The organism is Allomuricauda sp. MMSF_3307 (genome assembly GCF_030733585.1).
Lineage (GTDB): Bacteria > Bacteroidota > Bacteroidia > Flavobacteriales > Flavobacteriaceae > Flagellimonas.
Genome location: NZ_JASHIQ010000004.1, coordinates 171,287 through 193,662, shown reverse-complemented (window position 1 = coordinate 193,662; position 22,376 = coordinate 171,287). Strand labels below are relative to the sequence as shown.

General features: G+C 41.5%; 16 protein-coding genes and 1 pseudogene. 8 read left to right on the top strand and 9 right to left on the bottom strand.

What is annotated here, in order from left to right; genetic code table 11:
• Positions 1 to 74 precede the first annotated feature (74 nt).
• The 6 genes and pseudogenes from RBB12_RS11610 to RBB12_RS16125 all read left to right on the top strand — a co-directional run.
• Positions 75 to 1,649 (top strand): DNA cytosine methyltransferase, encoded by a 1,575-nt coding sequence (locus RBB12_RS11610; protein ID WP_306014323.1) that lies wholly within the window; start codon positions 75 to 77, stop codon positions 1,647 to 1,649.
• Complete coding sequence (locus RBB12_RS11605) at positions 1,646 to 4,423, top strand: hypothetical protein (RefSeq protein WP_306014324.1); 2,778 nt, start codon at positions 1,646 to 1,648, stop codon at positions 4,421 to 4,423. Before RBB12_RS11610 ends, RBB12_RS11605 begins: the two co-directional genes overlap by 4 nt.
• Positions 4,424 to 6,151, top strand: coding sequence for a nuclease-related domain-containing DEAD/DEAH box helicase (locus tag RBB12_RS11600; protein ID WP_306014325.1), 1,728 nt, complete (start codon positions 4,424 to 4,426; stop codon positions 6,149 to 6,151).
• On the top strand, positions 6,148 to 9,684 hold the full coding sequence (locus tag RBB12_RS11595) for a helicase-related protein (protein ID WP_306014326.1): 3,537 nt from the start codon (positions 6,148 to 6,150) through the stop codon (positions 9,682 to 9,684). Before RBB12_RS11600 ends, RBB12_RS11595 begins: the two co-directional genes overlap by 4 nt.
• 1 nt (position 9,685) lies before the next feature.
• Positions 9,686 to 11,521, top strand: coding sequence for a DUF1998 domain-containing protein (gene drmB / locus RBB12_RS11590; protein ID WP_306014327.1), 1,836 nt, complete (start codon positions 9,686 to 9,688; stop codon positions 11,519 to 11,521).
• A gap of 186 nt (positions 11,522 to 11,707) precedes the next feature.
• Positions 11,708 to 11,830, top strand: a pseudogene (locus RBB12_RS16125) (type I restriction enzyme endonuclease domain-containing protein); the annotation flags it as partial.
• Positions 11,831 to 11,849: 19 nt separating this feature from the next.
• On the opposite strand, the gene RBB12_RS11585 reads toward RBB12_RS16125, so the two are convergent.
• Both RBB12_RS11585 and RBB12_RS11580 read right to left on the bottom strand, forming a co-directional pair.
• Positions 11,850 to 12,212, bottom strand: a complete 363-nt coding sequence (locus RBB12_RS11585; RefSeq protein ID WP_306014328.1) for a hypothetical protein — start codon at positions 12,210 to 12,212, stop codon at positions 11,850 to 11,852.
• A 56-nt stretch (positions 12,213 to 12,268) separates the two neighbouring features.
• On the bottom strand, positions 12,269 to 13,033 hold the full coding sequence (locus RBB12_RS11580) for a hypothetical protein (protein ID WP_306014329.1): 765 nt from the start codon (positions 13,031 to 13,033) through the stop codon (positions 12,269 to 12,271).
• A 132-nt stretch (positions 13,034 to 13,165) separates the two neighbouring features.
• On the opposite strand from RBB12_RS11580, the gene RBB12_RS11575 reads away from it, so the two are divergent.
• Complete coding sequence (locus RBB12_RS11575) at positions 13,166 to 13,990, top strand: endonuclease/exonuclease/phosphatase family protein (protein ID WP_306014331.1); 825 nt, start codon at positions 13,166 to 13,168, stop codon at positions 13,988 to 13,990.
• A 213-nt stretch (positions 13,991 to 14,203) separates the two neighbouring features.
• Here RBB12_RS11575 and RBB12_RS11570 read toward each other — a convergent pair whose 3' ends face one another.
• From RBB12_RS11570 to RBB12_RS11545, 6 genes are all read right to left on the bottom strand, one after another.
• Positions 14,204 to 15,256: a type I restriction endonuclease gene (locus RBB12_RS11570; protein ID WP_306014332.1), complete on the bottom strand. Its 1,053-nt coding sequence runs from the start codon at positions 15,254 to 15,256 to the stop codon at positions 14,204 to 14,206.
• Positions 15,257 to 15,260: 4 nt separating this feature from the next.
• Positions 15,261 to 15,530, bottom strand: coding sequence for a hypothetical protein (locus tag RBB12_RS11565; RefSeq protein WP_306014333.1), 270 nt, complete (start codon positions 15,528 to 15,530; stop codon positions 15,261 to 15,263).
• Positions 15,531 to 15,843: 313 nt separating this feature from the next.
• The gene (locus RBB12_RS11560) at positions 15,844 to 16,557 is read right to left on the bottom strand and encodes a hypothetical protein (protein WP_306014334.1); all 714 of its coding nucleotides are present in this window, start codon (positions 16,555 to 16,557) and stop codon (positions 15,844 to 15,846) included.
• A gap of 190 nt (positions 16,558 to 16,747) precedes the next feature.
• The gene (locus tag RBB12_RS11555) at positions 16,748 to 17,413 is read right to left on the bottom strand and encodes a response regulator transcription factor (protein WP_166250162.1); all 666 of its coding nucleotides are present in this window, start codon (positions 17,411 to 17,413) and stop codon (positions 16,748 to 16,750) included.
• A gap of 14 nt (positions 17,414 to 17,427) precedes the next feature.
• On the bottom strand, positions 17,428 to 19,371 hold the full coding sequence (locus RBB12_RS11550; RefSeq protein WP_306014335.1) for a hypothetical protein: 1,944 nt from the start codon (positions 19,369 to 19,371) through the stop codon (positions 17,428 to 17,430).
• Between the two features lie 71 nt (positions 19,372 to 19,442).
• Entirely contained in the window at positions 19,443 to 19,619 is a 177-nt protein-coding gene (locus RBB12_RS11545) for a hypothetical protein (protein WP_166250160.1), read from the bottom strand.
• A gap of 382 nt (positions 19,620 to 20,001) precedes the next feature.
• Between RBB12_RS11545 and RBB12_RS11540 the strand changes: the two genes are divergently transcribed.
• Complete coding sequence (locus RBB12_RS11540) at positions 20,002 to 20,733, top strand: hypothetical protein (RefSeq protein ID WP_306014336.1); 732 nt, start codon at positions 20,002 to 20,004, stop codon at positions 20,731 to 20,733.
• Between the two features lie 48 nt (positions 20,734 to 20,781).
• Here the strand turns inward: RBB12_RS11540 and RBB12_RS11535 are convergent, their stop codons facing one another.
• Positions 20,782 to 22,368 carry a type IV secretory system conjugative DNA transfer family protein gene (locus RBB12_RS11535; RefSeq protein ID WP_306014337.1) on the bottom strand — a complete coding sequence of 529 codons (1,587 nt, stop codon included), beginning with the start codon at positions 22,366 to 22,368 and terminating at the stop codon, positions 20,782 to 20,784.
• Positions 22,369 to 22,376 lie beyond the last annotated feature (8 nt).

Genomic DNA, 22,376 nt, shown 5'->3' with positions numbered 1-22,376 from the left:
TCGGAAGCTTAAACATCAATATTCAGAATTAAAAAAAATATTAAACCATTATAAATAATATATCAATTCAAAATTTGAAAATTCCAGTTATAGATATATTCGCTGGACCTGGTGGGCTTGGAGAAGGCTTTTCATCCGTATGGGAAAACGAGAAAAAGGTATTTGACATTAAATTATCGATAGAAAAGGAGGAAAACGCCCATAAAACCTTATTGTTCAGGAGTTTTTTCCGGCAGTTTGCCAAAAATGAGTTGCCAGATGCATACTATGATGTGCTGAAAGAAGAGAACTTGGGCAAAAGAGAAGAGAAAATGAAAGATTTATTCGATGCTTATCCCAAGGAATATCGAATAGCTTCAGCAGAAACATGGAAGGCAGAACTCGGTTCGGAAAAATTCCCGGAGGATTTAATTGATCAAAGGATACAAAATGGCATTGACAAAAATCGCGATTGGGTTCTGATAGGAGGTCCACCATGTCAGGCATATTCGTTGGCAGGACGATCTCGTGTGGGAGGAATAGATAAATCAGATCATCGGGTCTACTTATATCGACAATATTTAAGGATCATCGCAAAATTCCATCCAAAGGTATTTGTGATGGAAAATGTAAAAGGGCTATTATCCGCCAAAGTTGGAAAGGAAAGTGTATTCGATTGGATCAAGCGGGATTTGAATGACCCTTCAAAACTGTTTCCCGAGTTTGACTCCCCCACCTATAAAGTTTATTCCCTGTCAACCGCTCCGGAAACCTTTTCCATAAATGGAAATCCCATCTATGCAAAGGACAGTGACTTTTTAATAAAGTCCGAGGAATTTGGAGTTCCCCAGAAGAGACATCGGGTCATTTTATTGGGGATTCGCCAAGATTTGGAGGAAGAACCCGGCGTGCTGACGAAATGTGAAGCTCCGATAAAATTAAAAGCTGTTATCGGAGACCTTCCCAAAATAAGGAGCGGTTTGAATCGAAAGTTTGTTCGTTCCTATACAGCATCTGGAAAAAAGAAAAGGGTCTATGAAAAAGTAAATGATGATTTCGATACCTGGCATCATCTGGTAAGCGGATACAAATACATGATCCAATCTTGGAACGGCTTCGAAAAATCAAAACAACATCAAGAAATCGGTGCCTTAGATATTGGATCGGAATTTGTTCCCTGCAAAACTCCTTCATCCAAAAACCCTCTTTATACATGGTACATGGACCCAAAATTAAATGGAGCATGCAATCATATCTCCAGATCTCACCTGACCCAGGATTTGATGAGATATCAATTTTCAAGTCTATACGCGGAAAAACACAAACGATTTCCACGTTTAAATGAGTATACCCAACACAGTTCGGAATTGATGCCCGATCACAAAAGTGCGGATACTGGAAAATTCGCAGACCGTTTTAGAGTTCAATTACCAGATGAACCGGCAACCACGGTTACCAGTCATATTTCAAAAGATGGACATTATTTCATCCATTATGATTCCGACCAATGTAGAAGTTTGACAGTACGGGAAGCTGCACGTATTCAGACCTTCCCTGACAACTACCTTTTTTGTGGATCGAGGACGGCCCAATTTCATCAAGTGGGAAATGCTGTACCTCCCTATCTCGCATACCAAATAGCAAATATTGTAAAGAAGTTGGTCCAGTGAAGGAATACCTCAATAACGCTAAAGGTAGGTTCTATTTGAATTTGGGCAGCTGTGAATTCAGTCCTGTAATTCAGGCATCCACAGCTATCGCATTGGATTATTCCGAAGAATTTCATCAAAAAGAACGTAGCGAACCCATGGTAATCACATTTCCTTGTAAAGAAAGTGCAGCATTGTGGATGTCCGTTCAATTTTTGATTAATGAATTCTTCCATGACTATGTACATCAAAGCAAAAACAGAATTAAAGAATTGGATCTGAAAGCCGGAGATAAAATTGATATTTTCTCAACAACTGCCTTATTTCAACGAATCGATTTGAGCACTAATAAACTGGTCATGAAATTCTCGGATGGTGTAACGGCCTATACTAAGATGCAGAACATTCAGTTCATTAACCCTGTAAGAAAAGCGATGGTCAACAAATATGTTCACTACCGCAAGAAAAGGAAGCAATTCCTGGAAAAAAGGAAGGCATTGACCCAAATCCTCAGTCTAGATCTTAACCCCAACTTTGGGGCATTGTCAGTAAAAGTCGTGTTGATTTCTGGTAGAGGGAAGGCAGGCCAATTCCGTCGGCAATTGAGAGAGACATTCATTTATGATGAGCCTTTATCCGAAACGGTCATGCTGGATAAAAACTTACTTATATCCCCGGATTTTGAATGCTTTGCCGGAAGTGTGGATAAGGATTCGAACAAGAATACGGAATTCTTTGTCAAGGCCGTCAAACAAAGTTTGAAGACCGTTGAATTTGAAGATTCCGAAATCAATACCATTGCTCAAGATTGTCTTGAATTACTGGAACGATCCCTAAAAACAAAAAAGTTCGTCGAAAGATTTCAATCCCTTTATTCAGCCCTTTCAAAAAGTTCCGATCATCAAAATTTAGGTGACAAACTTCAAAACCTAATGAAGTATCATCCTGGAATTGAAGATGATCTAATCAATCATGTTTCCGCTGTCTTTGTGAATGATCCACAACTCATGTTGGAAAACCCAAAAACCATAGCATATCTAACCAGCCATAATATTCCGGTATTTATAATAGGTGACAGGGTCATTAGTGAGTGGAACGAATACGACATATACAAAACAATCTTTGACGATGCCTCATTTAAGGATGCATACCGTTTTAATTGGGATAAGAACAAGATTGCTGATTTGGAACTTCAACTTGACCAAGGATCCCATTTTATAGACTACATCAACAACAATACCTTTTGTCGTTTTGTAAACCAAAAGATCACTGTCGAGGAGGTTGATTTTAATGAGTTTGATCAAATCTTCAATTCATTGGAATCCAAAAGTTTCCTATCCTCTTTGGGAGATCACGAACTTTTACAAAAAGCCTATTATCAAACCTTAAGACCTTTACTATATGCACTTAAAAATACTATTGAACGGCCGGACACCTTTAAACTTACAGGTTTACTCGATAATTTTACCGAGGTATATAATACCTCCGGTTTAGGGTTGAATGAGGAAATAAAAACCTCCATAAACACAGCACTGGCCAAACTTAAATCATACCTGCTTTCAGGTAGACAACCCAAAGGTTTTGTCGATGATCACATTAATTTATTTTATCAGGATATTAGTATCCATGACTTGAATTTCATGTTGCCCTTTGAAGCCGATCAGGGTGCAGTAACACATCATAATGATATATGTGCATCTGCACAGGGAATTAAATTCATAGGCTACCCATATCGGGAATATTCATTCAAGTATATCGACCAGAGTATTTTTAAAAAGGTAATTCCCAATGTAAATTTTGTCTTGAACCAGTGTGAATCCTCCATAACCATAAATGGTCTTAAAAGAAAAATCAATTCAGGATATTATGTGGAAAAATTTCCTGCCCGCCTGAGTGAACTTGAAGGGTTCAGGATTAAGGATGCTATTCAAATAGCCTCGATTATCGATGGTTCGATACATTTCAAGAGTGGTGAGATTCCCAATCACGAAGATGAAAAGGCAATGGCCAACAACTATGAAGAGTTCGAACAGATGCTCAATGAACTCCGATATTCCGGATACAAAGGTTCAAGTGAAGATAGGGAAGCTAGTGGTCAGTATATGCTGAATTGCAACGTTTTGCATTTTGAAAATGGAAGCTATGTATTCTTCCCCCATAATTGGAGGATCCTGGCATTAAAAGAATCGATCACGGGTTCCATTGAATCCCATTCGAACAAAATTGCGGACGTTGCGGTAGGTGACATTGCTGTCATCGTCAATGTGTCCAGACGATCCATCACCAAATATTTGGAAGGCTCAAAGGCCATGCTCACTTATATGGAGACCTTGGAATCATGGCGGGAGATCCTTAGACAAGAGCACTATCAACTCAAAGATATGTCCGATTTGGTGGAAAGATTGGAAAAGGTCAATCAATCCCTGAATATCGGTGGAAGCCCTGAAAACTATAATGTACTCAGATGGTTGCATGATGAGATGATGCTGGCCCCGGCCTATGAAAACCTTAAAATGATACTTGGGCTGCACTATCCCAAAGAAGAACTTTCGGAAAGGGCAAAATCCATCCTAGGGGCAAAAACCGTGATTCTAAAAGCCAAAAACAAACTGGATCGAGCCGTTAAAGACAAGCTTGCCGAAATGATCGGCACATCGCACGACGCTCTCGATGACACCTTTACCATCGAGGTCCAAGGCATCGAGGTAAAAGGCAAGAAAAACGAAATCGTGGGCATCGAAAAAAGAAATGATCTGAAAATAGAGTACCATTCAACCATGAAATTTCTTAAATAGATGATTGTACCGGACAACATTGACAGTACCAATTCAAACGGGGAAAAGCAGGTATTCCGTCATTTCAAAACGGATACCAATGCAAAGAACTTTATAATTCTCCATTCCCTGTTCATCTCCAAACATCTAACGAGGGTATCTGGGGAACTTGACTTTTTGGTCTTGGCACCGGGACTGGGGATTTTCGCATTGGAAGTCAAACACGGTAAGGTCAGTCGTGATGGAGGCATCTGGAAATTTGAAAACCGCCATGGCCAAGTAAAAACCTCTACAGTTGGGCCTTTCAGACAAGTGAGCGATACGATGCATTCCTTAAGATCCTATTTGTTGGAGCTGGCAGGTGACCATGCTAAATTAAAAGCAAAGATCAACAAACTGCTATTCGGTTGGGGAGTAATGTTTACCGGTCTGGATGAATTTTATGATCATGGTCCCGAAGCAGAATCATGGCAACTGTTCACAAGATCTGGTTTTAGGGCTCCAGCCAGTCATTATATAACATCGCTTTCCCGTGGTTTTCACCATAAATACTCCGATAGGGCATGGTACAATGTAAACGATTCAAGGCCCTCGAAAAAAGATTGTGAAGACATATTCAAACTACTGCGAGGTGATTTCAGTTATAACTATACGAGCTTGAACCAAATACTGGATGAAGAGGACCTCATCGATCATTTTACCGAAGAGCAGTTTGAAACACTCTCCTTTATGGATTACAATGATCGGGTGTTGATTCAAGGAGGTGCAGGAACCGGAAAAACCATAATGGCGACGGAGTGGTTTCAAAGAAATGTCAACCAAGGATTGAAAGTTGGGTTATTTTGCTTCAATAAAAAACTGGGGCATAGATTAAAGTCTGAACTCTCTAAGGTAATTGATTTGTGTGCTACCAATTCCTATGTTGGCAATCTACACAGTTTTATGATGTCTTTGACAGAACGAGTTCCTCCAGAGGTGAATCAGCAACCTTTCTATGAATTGGACTTACCCTTGGAAACCATGTTTGCCCTTGAGAAATTCTCGGAGGATGAAAAATTTGACCTGCTCATCATTGATGAGTCCCAAGACCTCCTTACCGAATCCTATCTGGATGTTTTTGATTTCATGTTAAAAGGAGGGTTGAGCCAAGGGAAATGGGTCATGTTCGGAGATTTCTGCAATCAACTGGTCTATCTGGACAACCCTTTAAGCGTACTGGACATACTAGCCTCAAAAGCTGCATTTATCAAAGTCCCAACATTAAGGACCAATTGCAGGAACAGTAAGAAAATTGTGTTCTTCAATCATACCACCACCGGCTGTGAGCAACAATTAAGTCCAGAAGGTATGTTGGAGGGAGAAAAGGTTGAACATTATTTCCCCATCAAGTCCAAGCAGGTAGAAAAGGTGGTAGAAATCATAAAAGACTTGACTACCAAAGGAATTCCCGAGGCCAAGATTAGCTTACTATCCTGTAAAAGCGCAAAAAACAGCGCAATGCTGCAATCCGCGGAATTGAAGCACTATATCAATAATGGCCTTGTCTTTTCAACGATACATGCCTATAAAGGACTTCAAAATTCCTTTGTGATCACCACAGAGTTCGAGGAATTGGAATCCAATCATGCAACAAGTTTATTATATGTATCGATCAGTAGGGCCAAATTGAAATTCTATCTTGTTTTGGATAAAGGACTTGAGCATTCCTACAATCAATTATTAGCAATGAGAATAAATCAAACATCATGATTCGAGACCAAATAATCGATGACATCATAAAAGAAGTCTGTGGACCAGATCCACATCCGGCATATACTGATGAAACAACAGGGGAAGAAATCTTGTTGGAAAGAGTACATGGTTCACCCAAACTGAGGTATGGAGCCGGCATGTTGTACCCTCAAGCGACCAATATCACGGAATTGGATGAAAATACGGAGATGACTGATGACGATGTTGAAGAAGAACAGTCCGAGTACCGAGATAATTCAAGAACGACCCAAGGTAGTTTAGCCGATGATGGTGATTCCGATGAGTCTATTGGATTGGCGAATGAATTCCTGCCCTCCGCCATGGGTTTTACATGCAAAATGAAAGCCGATCAAGGTACGATCAGCGTGCATATCAATGCTGCATGGTATGAAAGGTCAGATAATGGGATTGCGGAAAAGCGAGTGGTCGATGCAGGATATGAAGATAAGCGGAATCCTCAATCCGGAGCATTGGTATTGCGGAGAAATTGGACCAGAAGACCCTTGGACATAAAGGAGGTCATTCTCGATTTGAAAGAAGTTGGGGCTCACAGAGGTTTGGTATATGAAAAAGTGGTTGCCGTGACACCATGGAATACGGACCAAGCATGGCTTACGCTAAGGGTTTACAATCGTTCCAGGCAAGAAAACATCGACAAGGGTGAATGCATCCTGACATTTACCATCATCAACCAGATGTCCGCCAGTACCAATCAGGAAGAAAATGACAGATTGATTCTTTTCCAAAACAAAATACATATCGAGGATGTCTCCGGAGGCCATATTTTACCCTATGATGAAAGGAATTCCGCCAACGATACTGAAGAAGAGGAGGAGTTGCTTTTGTTATATCGCCAAAAGAAAACCTACGCCATTGGTCACGGGTGTTCTGTACAATGGGATGAATCCAGTGATATGGTTTATGGTTTGACCACTTCTGTCGTACCCGTTTATGAATTGCCCCAAGTATCCCCGACCCAACATGTGACACTAAGCATGTTGGAGTTATCCGATCAAGGGGATTGGGACGATGCAAAAGACAGTTTGAACCAGCTCACCAGTCAATATGAAACATGGATTTCCAACTTGGAACTTGCCGTAGCCAATCTTGATGGGAAATTTCACGGAGCGGCAAATAGAAACATCTCAAAGTGCAAAGCAAACTTGCGCAGGATCAAAGAAGGCGTGCAGCTACTCACCCAGAGTGATGAAGCATCCGACCTGGTCAAATGTTTCAGATGGATGAACAGGGCGATGATCTGGCAACAACAACGTTCCAAGACGCCAAGAAGAAGCTGGGTTCGTGATGACAATGGCTCGTATGCGCTCACACCCTTGGAAGAAGATGTTCATCAACATACAGATCTTGCAGAGTTTCATAAGGGACCCTATAATGGAAAATGGCGGCCCTTTCAAATTGCTTTTGTATTAATGAACCTAATTTCAATATGGGATGAACATTCCGAACAACGTGAAATAGTGGATTTGATATGGTTCCCGACAGGTGGTGGTAAGACAGAAGCTTATCTTGGACTTGCAGGTTTTTCCATTTTTGCCCGAAGAATCAGGGCAAAAGAGGACATGGATTTCGATCATGTTGCCGGAACGTCCATCTTGATGCGGTACACCCTTAGATTGCTCACCACCCAACAATATGAAAGGGCCTCTTCCCTTATCTGCGCCTGTGAATTGATTCGGAAGGAAGGGGATCATATGTTGGAACTGGGTCCCGATCCTTTTTCCATAGGATTATGGGTTGGTGGAACATCCACTCCAAACAAAAGAAAAGATGCCAATTTCCTATATAAAGAGTTGACCGGTAAGAATTATCAATCCGCGGATTACAACTTTATAGTGATGAAGTGCCCCTGTTGCGGTGCCGCCATTGGCAAACTTGATTCCCCGAGCAGGCATAAGAAAGTATCGGGATTGGCTCAAACCGATGGTTCGGCCTCCACTTCAAGGACCTATTTTAGCTGTGAAAATGAGCTTTGTGAGTTTTTTGAATCAGAGCTTCCGCTCTACGTTGTGGATGAAGACATCTTTGAATTTTGCCCTACATTGGTTCTGGGCACCGTGGACAAATTTGCCATGATACCATGGCAACCCGGTCGCCTTTCGCATGACCTTGACTCAAGTAAACTGTTTGGATTTAGGTCAAATGGGGCGAAAAGTCGAATTACACCACCGGAACTGATTATCCAAGATGAGTTGCACCTGATCTCTGGCCCCTTGGGTACGGTTGTAGGCCTTTATGAAAGTCTAGTCCTTACTTTATGCAATAATTACAACAAACGGGAGTATCCATTTCATGGTACGGATTACGCACCACCAAAAATAGTCGCTTCCTCAGCAACCATCAGTAGGGCCTCCGAACAAGTTAGGGCATTGTATGCCAGCGAAAACCTAAACATTTTCCCCCCTCAAGGGATTGATTTTGGAGATACTTGGTTTTCGGAAGAAAAGCAACCGTCACCTGAACATCCAGGAAGGAAATATATCGGGGTATTGGCACCAGGTTATCGATCTGGTCAGACCTCGGTCGTTCGTCTTTATGCGTCAATCCTACAATCCACCAGAACAGCGGATTACCCTACTGAAGCCAAGGACTATTATTGGACATTGCTTGGGTTCTTCAATTCCATTCGAGAATTGGGAATGGCCGCATCTCTGGTATATGCCGATATTCGAGAATATTTGACCATCCTTCAGAAAAGAAAATTAATACCGTATTCAGAAAAGCGATGGTTGAACCTGTTCAAAGAGTTGACCAGTAGAATTCCAAGCTCGGAAATCCCGGATGCTTTAAAGGAATTGGAAAAGAGCTATACCGGAAAAACATCATCCGCGCTGGATGTATGCCTTGCCACCAATATGATCGCTACGGGAGTTGATGTATCACGGTTGGGTTTGATGCTGATTCACGGGCAGCCAAAGACCACTGCCGAATATATCCAGGCAAGTTCAAGAGTCGGTAGGGACACAAAAGGACCAGGTCTGGTCATCATGTTATACAGTCCATCCAAACCTCGGGACAAATCCCAATATGAACACTTCCAGTCGTTCCATAATAAAATTTACTCTTATGTGGAACCAACTTCGGTCACCCCCTTCTCCATCAGTGCAAGGGAGCGGGTTTTGCATGCTGTAAGCATTGGCCTTGTCCGAAATTTCAGTGCAGGCCATTTTACCCGTAATCCAGATATCAGCAACAATGAAGGGGAGTTTAAAAGCATTACCGATTGGGTACGGGAGGTCATCAAATCCAGATGCGGGATTGTGGACCCAAGTGAGGTGCAAAATACCTTGGCATTGTTTGACAGAAGAATAGCGTTCTGGAAAAATGGTTTCCAAGAATACGGAGATGCCGGTAATTATGGCATACTGAATAAAGATTGGATTCCATTAATGTATGCCAGGGGCAATGAAGTTACTGAAGATATTAGAAACGGTGGCTTGTCATTGCCTTCATTGACGTCCATGAGAGGGGTTGATGAAGAGGGCAGAATAGGAATAATGAATTTAGGTTGATATGAATAGAAACATAAGATTAGGGCAATTGTTGTCTCCTTTTGGCATTGGACAACTTGTGAATTTCCCAAATGATGAGTCGTTGATGATCTGTGGTCTTGATGCATGGGACGAAATGATCGAACAGCGAATCCAAAATGCAGGGTATGACCATATTGATTTTAAAGAATTTGAAATCAGGGAACCTCGCCTGGAACAGCTGTTGGGCGTAAGCAGGTTTAGAAAGCCGTTCCCCTTCCGTAAAAACAGCAGTAAAAACAGTCGTCTGACCATTCCAGGGGTACGCTTTCCCCAATGGCATTATTGTATAAGATGTGGTGTCATGCGCCAAATTGAGCTCAATAGACAGGAAAGTCCCAGATGTACATCAGGGGAATGCAGGGGAAGATTGATCCCTGTCAGGTTTGTTGCCGTATGCCCTCAAGGACACATTCAAGATGTCCCCTTTTTAGAATGGGTCCACCCAGACGGGATGGATGACCAAAGACATGTATTGACGTATTCAGCAGGTAAAGGTTCGGGAGATTTATCCAGTATCGTCATTTCATGTTCGTGTGGAGCAAGACGAACCTTAGGTGGGATAATGAATGAAGGAGCCTTGGCCAATATTTCAACATGTTCGGGACATCGGCCCTGGCTGGGCCCAATAGGTGTCAGACAGCCCCAGCCCTGCGAACATTCATTGCGGGTTTTGATCAAGGGTAGCTCCAATGTGCATTATGCCCTCATCAAATCGGCCTTGTATTTACCACAGGCCGGGGATACAACACCGGAAATGGTTCAGCGAATAATAGATCGGGAAGAGGAAACTTTACGAAGGTTCCATGAAATGGATAATGATGGAAGGTTTCTTAAAGTTTTTCTCGAAAATCAAACCGAGGTAAAATTAGGCCGTATAGCACTTGATGAATTGCTAGTGCACGTGTTAAGCTTTCTTGAATCGGGAAAAGGCAATGCTGATCTGGAAATCAATTCTGACTTTGATATACGCATACAGGAGTACCAATATCTTAATACTGGGCGGGATTCTGAGAACTCAGATTTTAAAGCGCTGGTCAAGCCATTCTCCTCAACTGAGGAGGGCGTTTTTTTATCCGAATACTTTGACCATGTCGTCTTAATCGAGAAATTAAGGGAAACCAGGGTTTTTGCAGGATTTTCAAGGCTCAATTCTGAAGATGGAAGATTGGTAAGGGATAAAATAAAAGATTTAAGTTTAAAAGACAAAGATTGGTTACCTGCCCATGTAGTCTATGGAGAAGGAATTTTCATAAAGTTCAGCGATGACAAATTGGATGAGTGGCTATCCCGTGCCAACAACAATCTGGAGGCATTGATAGCAAGGTACCATACCGAACAAGCTGTAAGAATCAACGATTATCAAAATAGAGACCTTTCGCCTTCATTCATTTTGCTTCATACGTTTGCACATTTACTCATCAATCGACTTTGTTACAATTGTGGTTACGGATCGTCATCCCTAAGAGAGAGAATATACTTTTCAAGTTCTGGGGACCATCGGATGAACGGGGTATTGATTTATACTTCATCCGGTGATTCCGAGGGATCTATGGGTGGACTTGTCAGGCAAGGAAGGGAATCGAATTTTTATCGTTTGGTTAAAGAGATCATAGAAGATGCCAGATGGTGTTCTGCAGATCCGGTATGCATGGATGTAGGGAGTTCAACGGGACAAGGGCCGGATTCTTTGAATGGAGCAGCTTGCCACAATTGCTCCATTGTTCCTGAAACGAGCTGCGAGGAGTTCAATAAACTATTGGATCGATCTGCCCTTGTTGGAACTTATAAGGACATTGACTCAGGTTTTTTTATTTAACCTAATAGAACAAATAGGATTATTAAGAACCGGTATAAAATTGCACTTTACTTTTTTAAATTCTTTGCATCTTTTTAAACTGAACATCTAATTTCATAAGAACGCTGTGAGAGCTTTTGAAATATTGACCGAACGAGTAAACCAAAATGCATCCATTGATTGATTGATTAAAGAAAGTTAAGAGCAAAACTGAAACTAATTATCAAGCGGACTTTAAGGCAATACGGCTATCCACCAGACATGCAAAAACGGGCGACAGAAACGGTATTGAAACAAGCAGAGATGATTGCGAAGGAACTTACAATATAATGATGTATATTCCTTATCGTTAAAAATCTGGAGCGCATCCCAAATTTTTATTGTATGGTTGTATATATTCCCAGAACGCCTTACCTGCACTTTCCATATAATTCATGGAATAGTACATTTTGGTGTTCGAGGCCACTTGATAAATATATTCTGAACATTGGTAAGCGTATTTTCTTTTAAAACATACGATTGCAAAATAGTACGTTTTATAATCCATATATACACTGTAGAAGGTAACCTTAGAAATGGCATCACTATCGTAGCTATAGAAAGTACTGCCATAGCTCTCAGACTTCACGAAATCCATCATCTCTTCACAGGTCTGGGCCTTCAAACCCTTGCAGCACAGCATTACGAGTATACTTAAGACTATTTTTTTCATACATCAAATTGTTATTACCCTGTTTGCATATTCTGTAAGATATTCGACACCTGTACCTATTCCATATAGGTAAATGTCAATGATACCACTCCTTGATCAGAGTCCATTACAGAAACCGCAGTGATATCCGCTGAAGTAGGATAATTATCTTCATCATAATCGAAGTTGGCATTAATGGAATAGACCATTTCACCTTCTTCGTTTTTATAGACTATTTGTGAAAGATTGTTCACAGGATACAGCAATCGGGCCCGTACAATTTCCGGGGATTGCGGGGTCATGGAAAAGTTGAGTTGCACATTGTCCAGCATAGCTATCAATCCCCCAGCTTTCATGGTATAATAAAAGGGATTGGGAGCATTGTCATATTCCAGATTTGCGGTGTATACTTTAGTGATATAATCCCCAAAGTCATCGTCCCACTCTTCTTCAAAAAACTCGATCACTTCTGGATTTCCCTTATCATCGTAGGAGACAACTTGACCGATGTCAAAGGCATCATAGGGAGACTGATATAATTCCTCCGTATTAAGGTTATCATTGGATCCGGTAATCGTTTTCAATTCACTGTCTTCATATAAAAAGATACTTGTATCGGTTCCATCGGAGACCGTATTCAAACTACCATCATTATTGTAGGAGAAACCGATTGTTGTATTGTCTTCCGGCTTTTCCGGGGAGATATATGAAACACTACGGATCAACTTCTCCTCTACATTTCCATTTGCATTTTCAAATTCATCGGTAACGGATTCCTCACTGCAAGCAACATTTAACAAGGAAACGATAGCAAAAACAAATGATAGTTTAAAATTTTTCATGGGACTATGGTTTATTTATTATTCGTTATGTAGTCCGAAATTACATGGTATACCAGTTATTACCTTACGTTTTTCCGTAAGAGCCATTTGCCCATTTATGTTTATTTTTCTATCCAAAATCCAATCAATCGCATGTTACAAAAGATATCTTTCCTTGTTCTGATATGCTTCCAATGTGTCCTTTTTGCTCAAACCGAAGAAATTCAACTGGTTTCCTGGAACATTCAAGATTTTGGACGGACCAAAAACACGAAGGAACTCAATCAAATTGCAGAAATTGTAAGGGATGCCGACATTTTGGCCATTCAAGAAGTAGTTGCAGGATTTGGAGGTGCCCAGGCGGTTGCCAAACTTGCCGATATATTGAACCGAAAAGGGGCTAAATGGGACTATGTCATCAGTGACCCAACCAACAGTCCTAAATATGTTACCGAGCGCTATGCCATCGTTTGGAAGACCAAAAACATAAAAATTAAAAATCGAGGTTGGCTTATATCAGAACTTGATTCGTTGGTAGACCGAGAGCCATTTCTACTGGATTTATATGTTGAAGGAAAAAAATTCACTCTCATCAATTTTCATTCCAGGCCTTATAACAAAGACCCTGAAAGTGAAATCATCGCACTTTCCAATTTTGTCATTGATTCATTGGAAACTCCATTGATTATTGCTGGTGATTTTAATGTTGATGAAAAGATGCCCGTTTTTAATACTTTGAAAAACTCAGGGTACAGAACAGCCATTACCAACCAAAAGACGACTTTGAAATGGAGTTGCGAGGGAACAGATTACCTCAACTACCCTATCGATAATATTTTTTATTCCCAAGAAATTTACAAGACGGAAGGAAAAGCTATTGATTTTGTGCGGTTATGCGACGGGTTAAAAAAGGCCCGTAAATTATCCGATCATCTACCGGTGCTATTAAAATTCCAAATCAACTGGAAAGCACATTAATCTTCCCAGCCACACAAGGTCCTGCCCAAATCTTTGGCTTCGGACAAGCTAACTTCAAAAGTCTTGGTCGAGCAATTGGACAACCCCCTACAATGTTTGTAATAATGATACCGTTTACTGCTCTTTCCTTTACAGATAAAGACTTTGGTTTCAACATTGGTAACAAGGTTGAAGCTAGAGATAAAGCAAAAAAGTAGTAGTATGGACAAAATTTTAGTCATCCTCATAATAATCAACTGTTTTCAACAATAGGTCTTCAAACTGGTAAATATCGTCCACTGTTTCAATCAAATGCCGTGACTCGTCCTTGTGCTCATCAAAGGTTCCCAGATATTTATTGCCCCCATTAAGATGCAAACGACAGAGGGGTTTTCGGTTATTATCATCCAGCAAGATACCAAAATAGGACTGGGTATCCCTATGCACAATCCGGTCCACCGAGAGTTTCCTCCGTAGAATGGCCACTACAATTCGATACCCTTCCAGTTCCTCCTCCGTTGTTTCGACTTTACTTACCTTTTCTGGCTCCTTGTCCTCTTCCTGTTGTTTTTCCGCCTCCTTTTGAAGCGCTGAATTCAAGCGATCATTTACCTTCTCACTTATGGTCTGCGTAAAGGCCTTGCTTACCAAATCGGTGAATTCCCCCATTACCTTTTCAGTAAGCCGGCCTGTATAAATCCTAGATGCGAAGAGCCTGACAAAATCATAGCTTGGCGCTTGTAGCTCTTCCCCAATAAGCTTTTTGATTTCCTTGGTATATTTGAGTGAGCTCGCATTGTCCACAATCTCATCGACGTTAAAATTGGTCTTATGGAACTTTGCAATCTCGTTGACCACATTCTCCTTTAACTGGGTGATATCGAATTCTAAAAAAGGTTTTTCATCCATTTTATTGGTCGATTCCAAATCAGTAAAAAATTGATATTCGATTCCGTTGGTCAATAGTGCAAAACGAGTTTTTGTAGTATGGAAATACCGGAACAATTGGGAGTTGTGGGCATTCAACTTTTCTTTCCAGTTCTTACACTCGATGATCATGATGGGGACACCGTTCTGAAAAATCGCATAATCCACCTTTTCGCCCTTTTTCAATCCAAGATCTGCGGTAAATTCAGGTACTACCTCCGTAGGGTTGAAGGTGTCATATCCCAATAAATTGATGAATGGCAATACAAAGGCATGTTTGGTGGATTCTTCGGTATCGATTTGCTCTTTGAGCTTGATTACTTTTTCGGCCAATACCTTAAGTTGGTTCTGAAGTTCCATGTTCCTATATTTTTTTTGATAACAAATCGCTACACTCTTTGCTAAGATTATATGAGGCACCGTGACGTTTTATTCCCACGACAAGGAGCTTATCATCTTCATTTAGATGTTGGGTAAGCTGCTCCTTCAATAAACCAGAAGTTTCATTAGATTTTACCACCCACAATGATTCCATGCATTGCCATGCGTTTCCAATTTTTTGAATTTCTTCGATGAAGGGCCCGTAGTCTTCAATCGCTGCACCTAAGTCATATGAAATCAAAAAGTACCCCATGCTTCATCCGATTAGTTCGTACAACCATTTTTTTTGCAGGTAATTGGCTCAGTGGTATCTTCCCAATGATCGGGATTTGCACGCATATCAAATCCACATCCCGTAATGCTCACTTTATACCCTTTATGTACTTCTCCTGTAGGTAGGTGTTTTACTGGCATAGCGATCCTTATTGATTTAATAGTCAAACCTAGCCCTATAATACATCATTCCCTTACAGAAATCTGTAAGGGAATGTCAAGTGGTGCAATCCATAAAGTGTAGACCAAATTAACCTACACTTTCATTGCATCGGCCAGTGTGTGATGTTGTTTCAATTCTCCTCATAAAAGAAATCATGGAGTTCTATAAGGCTACCTCGCTTTATCTGAACAAGGTCACGGGTATCCTTCAAGAAAATACCTAAGGACCTTTCATTATAGACAAACTTCATTTCGTTGGAGTAATCTGTTACCACATACATGTCTCCTTCCATTTTATAAAATGGAATCATACTCTTTCCTTTAACCCTGACCCCTCTATTGACAATCTTTCCATTCATAACATCGCTTTCCAAGTCGGAGGTTACTCCAGAGGCAACTTTAGCGTAAGCCACCATCATTTTGGTCCATTCTGATTTATTGATCATAAACCACTTGACCTTATTAAAATCAATGCCATATTCATTGATCCATCCATGACTGGTGAACCCAAGAAGCACATATTTTGTACCGTTCAAAACAGGATTGTCTTCTGGTTCAAATTCTTGGATCTTGAAAGTGATCACAGAAGCGGACGACATGTCCTTTACTTTTTTTCCATCAAAATCAACTGTCTTTAAAGAAAAACTGGACATTTCCGGATGGTTGGACAATACCCATTGCGTTGCAGTGAGCTCTGCGCTTTCCTTCATTTGTTCAACGGCTGCCACACCAGCTCCAACCAATGCCAATGCTCCCACGGCACCTGCAATAGCTGCCCCATCACTTTGGGCTTTTAGTTGTTGTGGAGCTATTATGCAAATAAGAATCGATACAAGGACCGTCATTTTGAAATTTCGGACTGACCTAAGCATCCACGCAGTCTTGTTAGAATTAAATTGCGCTTCGCTACCTAAGTCAATGGTAAGTGAGTGTTCCATTTTGATATTATTGATGTTTCAAATTTATTTTTAAAGCAAAAAAATCCCTTACAGATATCTGCAAGGGAAACTCAACTATTCACTAACCAACTATAAATCAAATTTTTTCCTCCCGAATCATTTTGGCAATCAAATGATTGGTGTTCTTGGCCCCAAATTCATCGAACATTTTACTGACCCTCTTGTCTATGGTACTTTCGCTATTGGGGGTGATATGCTCCTTTTTGAACTTTTCCGAAATCTCTTTTTTCGTTAACCCTTCAGCCAAACACTGTAAGATCATCAAGTCGAACTCTTCCAGTTCAAATACATTATTGGAAACATTCAGATCAATTTCTGGGGAAACATAGGTTCGGTTGTGGTACACTTCCTGGACCGCCTTTACCAATTCCGTAAGACCATGCCGTCCCTTACAGACATAGGCATTGATTTTCTTTTCCTTAAAAAGTGAATTGATCTTGGACGGATTGTCTTCCATGGAGTTCACGATGACCTTTATGTCCGGTTGTACCGCTCTGGCCGCTTTGATCAGTTCCAATCCAGAGGTGAGTTTGCGTTCCACATGATCTCCTTTAAAAAACAGGTCTGTAATCAGTAATCCATAGGGTTCATTTTGGCCCAAGGCAAGTTTTAAGCGATTAAAGGCCTTATCACAATAAAGTTCGTCCTGGATGAATGGAATTTGCAATTTCTCACGCAACATCTCCGATATCCCTTGATTGGTATCCTGAAAATCCTCTGCTATCAATACTTTTTTAAACATAGCGATGCTTTGAATTATAATGGAATCATGATGTGAGCCTTAAAGCCCTGACCCTTATAGGAATCAAAAGTAATGCTTCCTCCAATGGCCTGAATACGTTTTTCCGTATTCCGAAGTCCATTTTTGGCATTGAGTTCCTTTGGAGATGCCCCCACCCCATTATCCGAGTAATTGATTAAGACTGATTTTCCTGTGGATTTAAAAACAATGGTGACCATACTGGCTTCACTATGCCTGCCCATATTGATCATCAGTTCCTGAACTACCTTGAAGAGCACTTTTTGTGACAAAGGGGCCATTTCATTCCATGGGACCTCTTTGATACCTGTCATGAATAGGTTCGCTTCGCTCGGGGTCCTAAAACGGAGCATTTCCAAAAATGCTTCTTTAAATAATTCTCCAGTGGCCACTTCATTTACCTCCCTTGAAAAGTTTCGGCTTTGATGGTAAAGCCCATCCAATATATCCAAGACAGCTGTCTTATCCACATCTGTATTTAGCATTAACATGGTTTGATTGAGCCCTGCACCAAAATCGTCATGTAACCTTCGTGACATCTCTGCTTCCGTCTCCAGTGTCGCCTCCAACCGTGTCCACTCATTCTGTTCCTTTAAACGTCTGGTACGTTGTTTAAAAAAATAGATAGCAAAACCTAATCCCAATAACAATACCAGGGAACCTAAGTAGGATATGGTTTTTTGATTTCGCTCTTTTGTGGCCAACAACGCTTGTTCCGCCTTTTCCTTTTCCAAGCGTAATATGGATTCCTGTTTTAGTCTATCATCATATTTGTATTTGGCGAATTGGGTCTTGACCATAGTTTCTTTAGTATCCAGACTATCGCTCAAAAATATATATCGATCTCGGAGTTTTACATTTTCAGGGTTTAGCTGCATTAGGAACTTCAATGCATCGGTCTCCGCCCGTGGTACTTTGATTTTTTGGGCCACCTGAATGACAGTATCAAAATAAGCATTTGCCCTACTGGGCCTATCTTCCAGATAAAACTCACCAAGATGGGTAAAGCTTGCCAATTGCCCGCGCCAATCCTTTTTTTCCTTTCTGATTTGAAGGGCTTTCAAAAATGAAGCCTCAACATCCTTTTTTTCTAGGAGCCATTGGGCATAGGACAAATTATCCAATATCCTTGCATAAACCACTGCTGATGAATCCAATCCTAGATGACCCTTGATTCTATTTAGAAGAACTATTGCCTCTTCATATCTTCCATCATCAATATAAGCGGCAGCTAGATTATTCTCAAATGCTATCTTATCATACATGGAGCTACTACTGTTAATCGCCTTGGTATAGTAAGATACTGCATCCTCAAAGTTCAATAACTTCCTGTGATTGGTGGCCAAGAGCCCGTAACATTGGACAATGTCAGTACTGTCACGAGATTCTTTAAAAAATTGAAGAGCCTCGGTCACGGTTTCCTTGCTCCCAAAAAAATCATTTTGGTTCTTCTGGATTACCCCCATAAACAATAGGCACTTCCCTGTCCAGCTGCTGTCCTTTGCCAACTCGAATTGGCTTTTGGCAGCACTGTAATTTTCAAATGCCTTACGATAATCAGATTGAATCTGGTCATAATAGTACCCCATCAGGTAGTAATGGGATCCCGATAATCTAGGCCTACCAAATCGGGATTGCACTGTAATGAAGCTGTCATGATGCAACACTAGACTATCGAAAGACCCTGCCTGAAATAACAAGGAACTCTTTTGATACATCAACATTCCATAAATAGAATCCTCCTTTAGATTCCTTGCCAAATAAAGAGCCCTATTTATGCTCTCCTTTTTTTGATGCAGTGGAATATCCTTTTGTAAGGCAAGGTTATAGTACCTATGAATACTGTCGTAAGCATCAGATAAATCATTGGCCCCGTTCTTATTGGGTGGGCCACAAGAAACAAAAATCGTCGCTATGATCAGCAATATATACCGTTCCAAGTATAAGAGGTTAGTTTATTAAAAAAGCCATGCCTGATTTCCAGACATGGCTCAAATTAGTAAAATTATTCTTACTGATCTCCTCCTCCGGGTGGTGGCGGAGGTGGTGGTGGCGTTGGGTCTTGGTCGTCTCCTTCGGTAGCGACCATGTCGTATTCGCTCTCAATCTCAGCCGTATCGGTAGTGGAACATGAGAACATAAACATATTCAAAACAACGGCCATTAAGGCCAAAAACACTTTTTTCATTTTTATGAAATTTTAAAGTTGAACAAAGAGGGGGCTGACCGGATTTTCCGGTGCGTTGGTGCTTTTCAGCCACCTGTGAGTTTGGAGTACTCCTTTGCTAGTGTTGGAAAGTGGAAACTGCATGTGACCCTTTAGGTTACTTTCCAATGAACCCTATACAGGTCACATTACAGCATCCCATAAAAATGAATTTTCTAGAACGGCTATGTTAGCAATACATAGCAGAATCCATTTTCTGCAACAAATTAAATTGAAGTGTTCCTTTGGATTGCAGACACGGATCGGACTTGTATTCGACAAGTATTAGACACCAGTGATAACAAGGGCTCACGAGGGAACCCCTCAAGGATTCGTCACTAGGAATTTTGTATTTTTAAGCGATATGGAAGACACTAGGATCGAAAATTTGGTAAGGGATGTCTTTAGAAAGGCGGAACGGGAAACTGTTTCACACACAAGATTTGCCTTGGCTACCCATGTAGCATCAAAAACCAACCTGAGCTCCAAGACTTTGGAAAGGGCCTATGACAAATATGTGACCCGAACCAATACGGGCTACAAATTACAGGCAGACAGCATCGATTTACTATGTACCTATCTGGGGCATAACGATTTTGCCCATTATGTCAAGGAAAAATCCTTAGAAAACAATAGCCTAGGAACGACCACTCCGCAAACAACAAGGAGAAACCCGCTTTTTATAATGGCAGGGGGGGCGATAGCCATTATGTCCATTATATATCTATGGCCAGGCAAGGAAGAAAAAAGTACCACCAATGCAAACTGTATGACATGGGCCGACACCCTTTATGTCCCAATATCCTGCGATGCAGGACCCTTATCAACACATGGGACCCCAATCGTACCTATGGATCCCATTAAAATGAAAAGTTTCAAAAAAGTAGAAGTGGATATGGCGACCCAATTTTTTTCAGAACAGACGGGACAACCACTAATATGGTATTACACCAAAAGTAACGATGAGACTGAATACTATACCGCCCCCGGATTACATCCCATTACAGGTAAGACCTTAAAGGCAATTACAGAGCATATCATCATGACCCGGGTGCCAACGCATACCTTCCAAGAGGATTCGTTTTTAAAGGAATGACCCAGCTAACCTGCAGATATATTTCAAAAGGAGTCTTTTGGATGGTACTTACTTAAAAACAGAACTCACCTCCCGATGCACCTTCAAATAATGTCTCTCCAAATCACCTTCCTTAATATCCAGAGGTTTGGGCAAACCCCGTTCGATTACCGGCCTTGGAAACCGTACCTTTCTATCCTTCCCATCCGCGAACACCACAAACTCTCCCTGCACTAACCGAAAGAACACCTCCGCCCTGCGTTTGGACACCTCCTTCTCCCCTTCCGTAATCCGTCGCTCCAAGTTGAGCCCTGAGCTCTTGCTCACACTTCGGGTGGGTATCTTTACCAGCTCAAAGAACCGCTCATAGTAACGGGCGGTGTCCGGGTCATTGACCTTTCCAAAAAACTGATAGGACAAATTGGACAGGATGGCCTTACTGGCCTTCTCCCCGTACATCATATCGTTCTGGACCTTGTCCTGCAGCACATAGACGCTCACAATATCATAACTCCGCAGGGTGGCCGGGATGCGGTGCATGTTCAATAGCCGTAAGGTGGAAGCCTCCTCCAACAGCATAAAGGAGGGTTTTCGGTTGCGTTGGCTCATCTGTTTGGATATGGTATGGGTAATGGTGGCAATTACTGGTGATAGGGAAGCATCTTTTTGGGGATTGTTCACCAAAGCAATGACCGAAGGGTTTTCGGCATTATTGATGTCCAAGGGAATCTCATCGGCGGACAGCACCATGAATATTTTCCGGGTACTGATCTTTTTGATGGCATTGGCCAGAGTACTCATCACCCCAGCGGTCTGCCGCTCCGACCCTACCCCACTGATAAAGGCATCGGCCATGGTCCGTGAAATAAGGTTCCCCCTCAGGAACTTTATCAAGCTTTTGGTACCCAATTGTTGGTACAGGGCCATCACATGGGGCAAGGTGCAAAAATCCGGATAATCTGTCCTAAGCCGCCAGATGAGCCCACTGATCAAACCTTCCGCCGCATCCTTAAAAAAGCGTGAGGTACTATTTTCATCGGAATCCTTGTGTTCCATTAAATTTTCCAAAAGAACACGGGACACCTCGTGCACACTTTCCTCATCAGGCAAGTATCGAGGGGCAATGGGATTCACCCGATGATAAATGGGTCCAAAGGACACGATACGGAAGGGCACCTTTTGGTCTTTCCAAAGGGGGCATGCCATTTCCGTGATCTCAAAATCCTTGTAGTCGTGGATGATCCCGGAAAAACCCTGCTGCTTAAAATGCTTCAAGAATCCATAGATGACACTTTCGGTCTTCCCGCTACCTGCAGAGGCCATCACGGATACCCCTCGACGGATATTCCCCAGCACCAGGGGCCTGCCCTTGACCTTCAATTTGACCTCGAATACCTTGGATGGTTTGACTGTATCCTTATGGTAATCCACCAGCCCATAGATGATGGAATGCACGAAAAACAAAGGGATCCATAGAACCAAGGACTGTTTCAAAAGGATGTCCCAGCCCTGTATACCGCCATCGGAGATGACCAATACCATCCAAACCCCCATGACATAGAAAAATCCATATTTGAGATACCTATTGGCCACAACGGAAATACCGCCCCCTAGCAACAAACCAATTCCTATTTCTATCCATCCCATGTGTTCCATAGCACTAC

Excerpts from the sequence above, each read along its gene's own strand:
- RBB12_RS11540 (WP_306014336.1), top strand. The coding sequence starts at position 20,002 with ATGGAAGACACTAGGATCGAAAATTTGGTAAGGGATGTCTTTAGAAAG.
- RBB12_RS11555 (WP_166250162.1), bottom strand. The coding sequence starts at position 17,413 with ATGTTTAAAAAAGTATTGATAGCAGAGGATTTTCAGGATACCAATCAA.
- RBB12_RS11575 (WP_306014331.1), top strand. The coding sequence starts at position 13,166 with ATGTTACAAAAGATATCTTTCCTTGTTCTGATATGCTTCCAATGTGTC.
- RBB12_RS11565 (WP_306014333.1), bottom strand. The coding sequence starts at position 15,530 with ATGGGGTACTTTTTGATTTCATATGACTTAGGTGCAGCGATTGAAGAC.
- RBB12_RS11545 (WP_166250160.1), bottom strand. The coding sequence starts at position 19,619 with ATGAAAAAAGTGTTTTTGGCCTTAATGGCCGTTGTTTTGAATATGTTT.
- drmB (WP_306014327.1), top strand. The coding sequence starts at position 9,686 with ATGAATAGAAACATAAGATTAGGGCAATTGTTGTCTCCTTTTGGCATT.
- RBB12_RS11585 (WP_306014328.1), bottom strand. The coding sequence starts at position 12,212 with ATGAAAAAAATAGTCTTAAGTATACTCGTAATGCTGTGCTGCAAGGGT.
- RBB12_RS11580 (WP_306014329.1), bottom strand. The coding sequence starts at position 13,033 with ATGAAAAATTTTAAACTATCATTTGTTTTTGCTATCGTTTCCTTGTTA.
- RBB12_RS11595 (WP_306014326.1), top strand. The coding sequence starts at position 6,148 with ATGATTCGAGACCAAATAATCGATGACATCATAAAAGAAGTCTGTGGA.
- RBB12_RS11600 (WP_306014325.1), top strand. The coding sequence starts at position 4,424 with ATGATTGTACCGGACAACATTGACAGTACCAATTCAAACGGGGAAAAG.
- RBB12_RS11560 (WP_306014334.1), bottom strand. The coding sequence starts at position 16,557 with ATGACGGTCCTTGTATCGATTCTTATTTGCATAATAGCTCCACAACAA.
- RBB12_RS11570 (WP_306014332.1), bottom strand. The coding sequence starts at position 15,256 with ATGGAACTTCAGAACCAACTTAAGGTATTGGCCGAAAAAGTAATCAAG.
- RBB12_RS11535 (WP_306014337.1), bottom strand. The coding sequence starts at position 22,368 with ATGGAACACATGGGATGGATAGAAATAGGAATTGGTTTGTTGCTAGGG.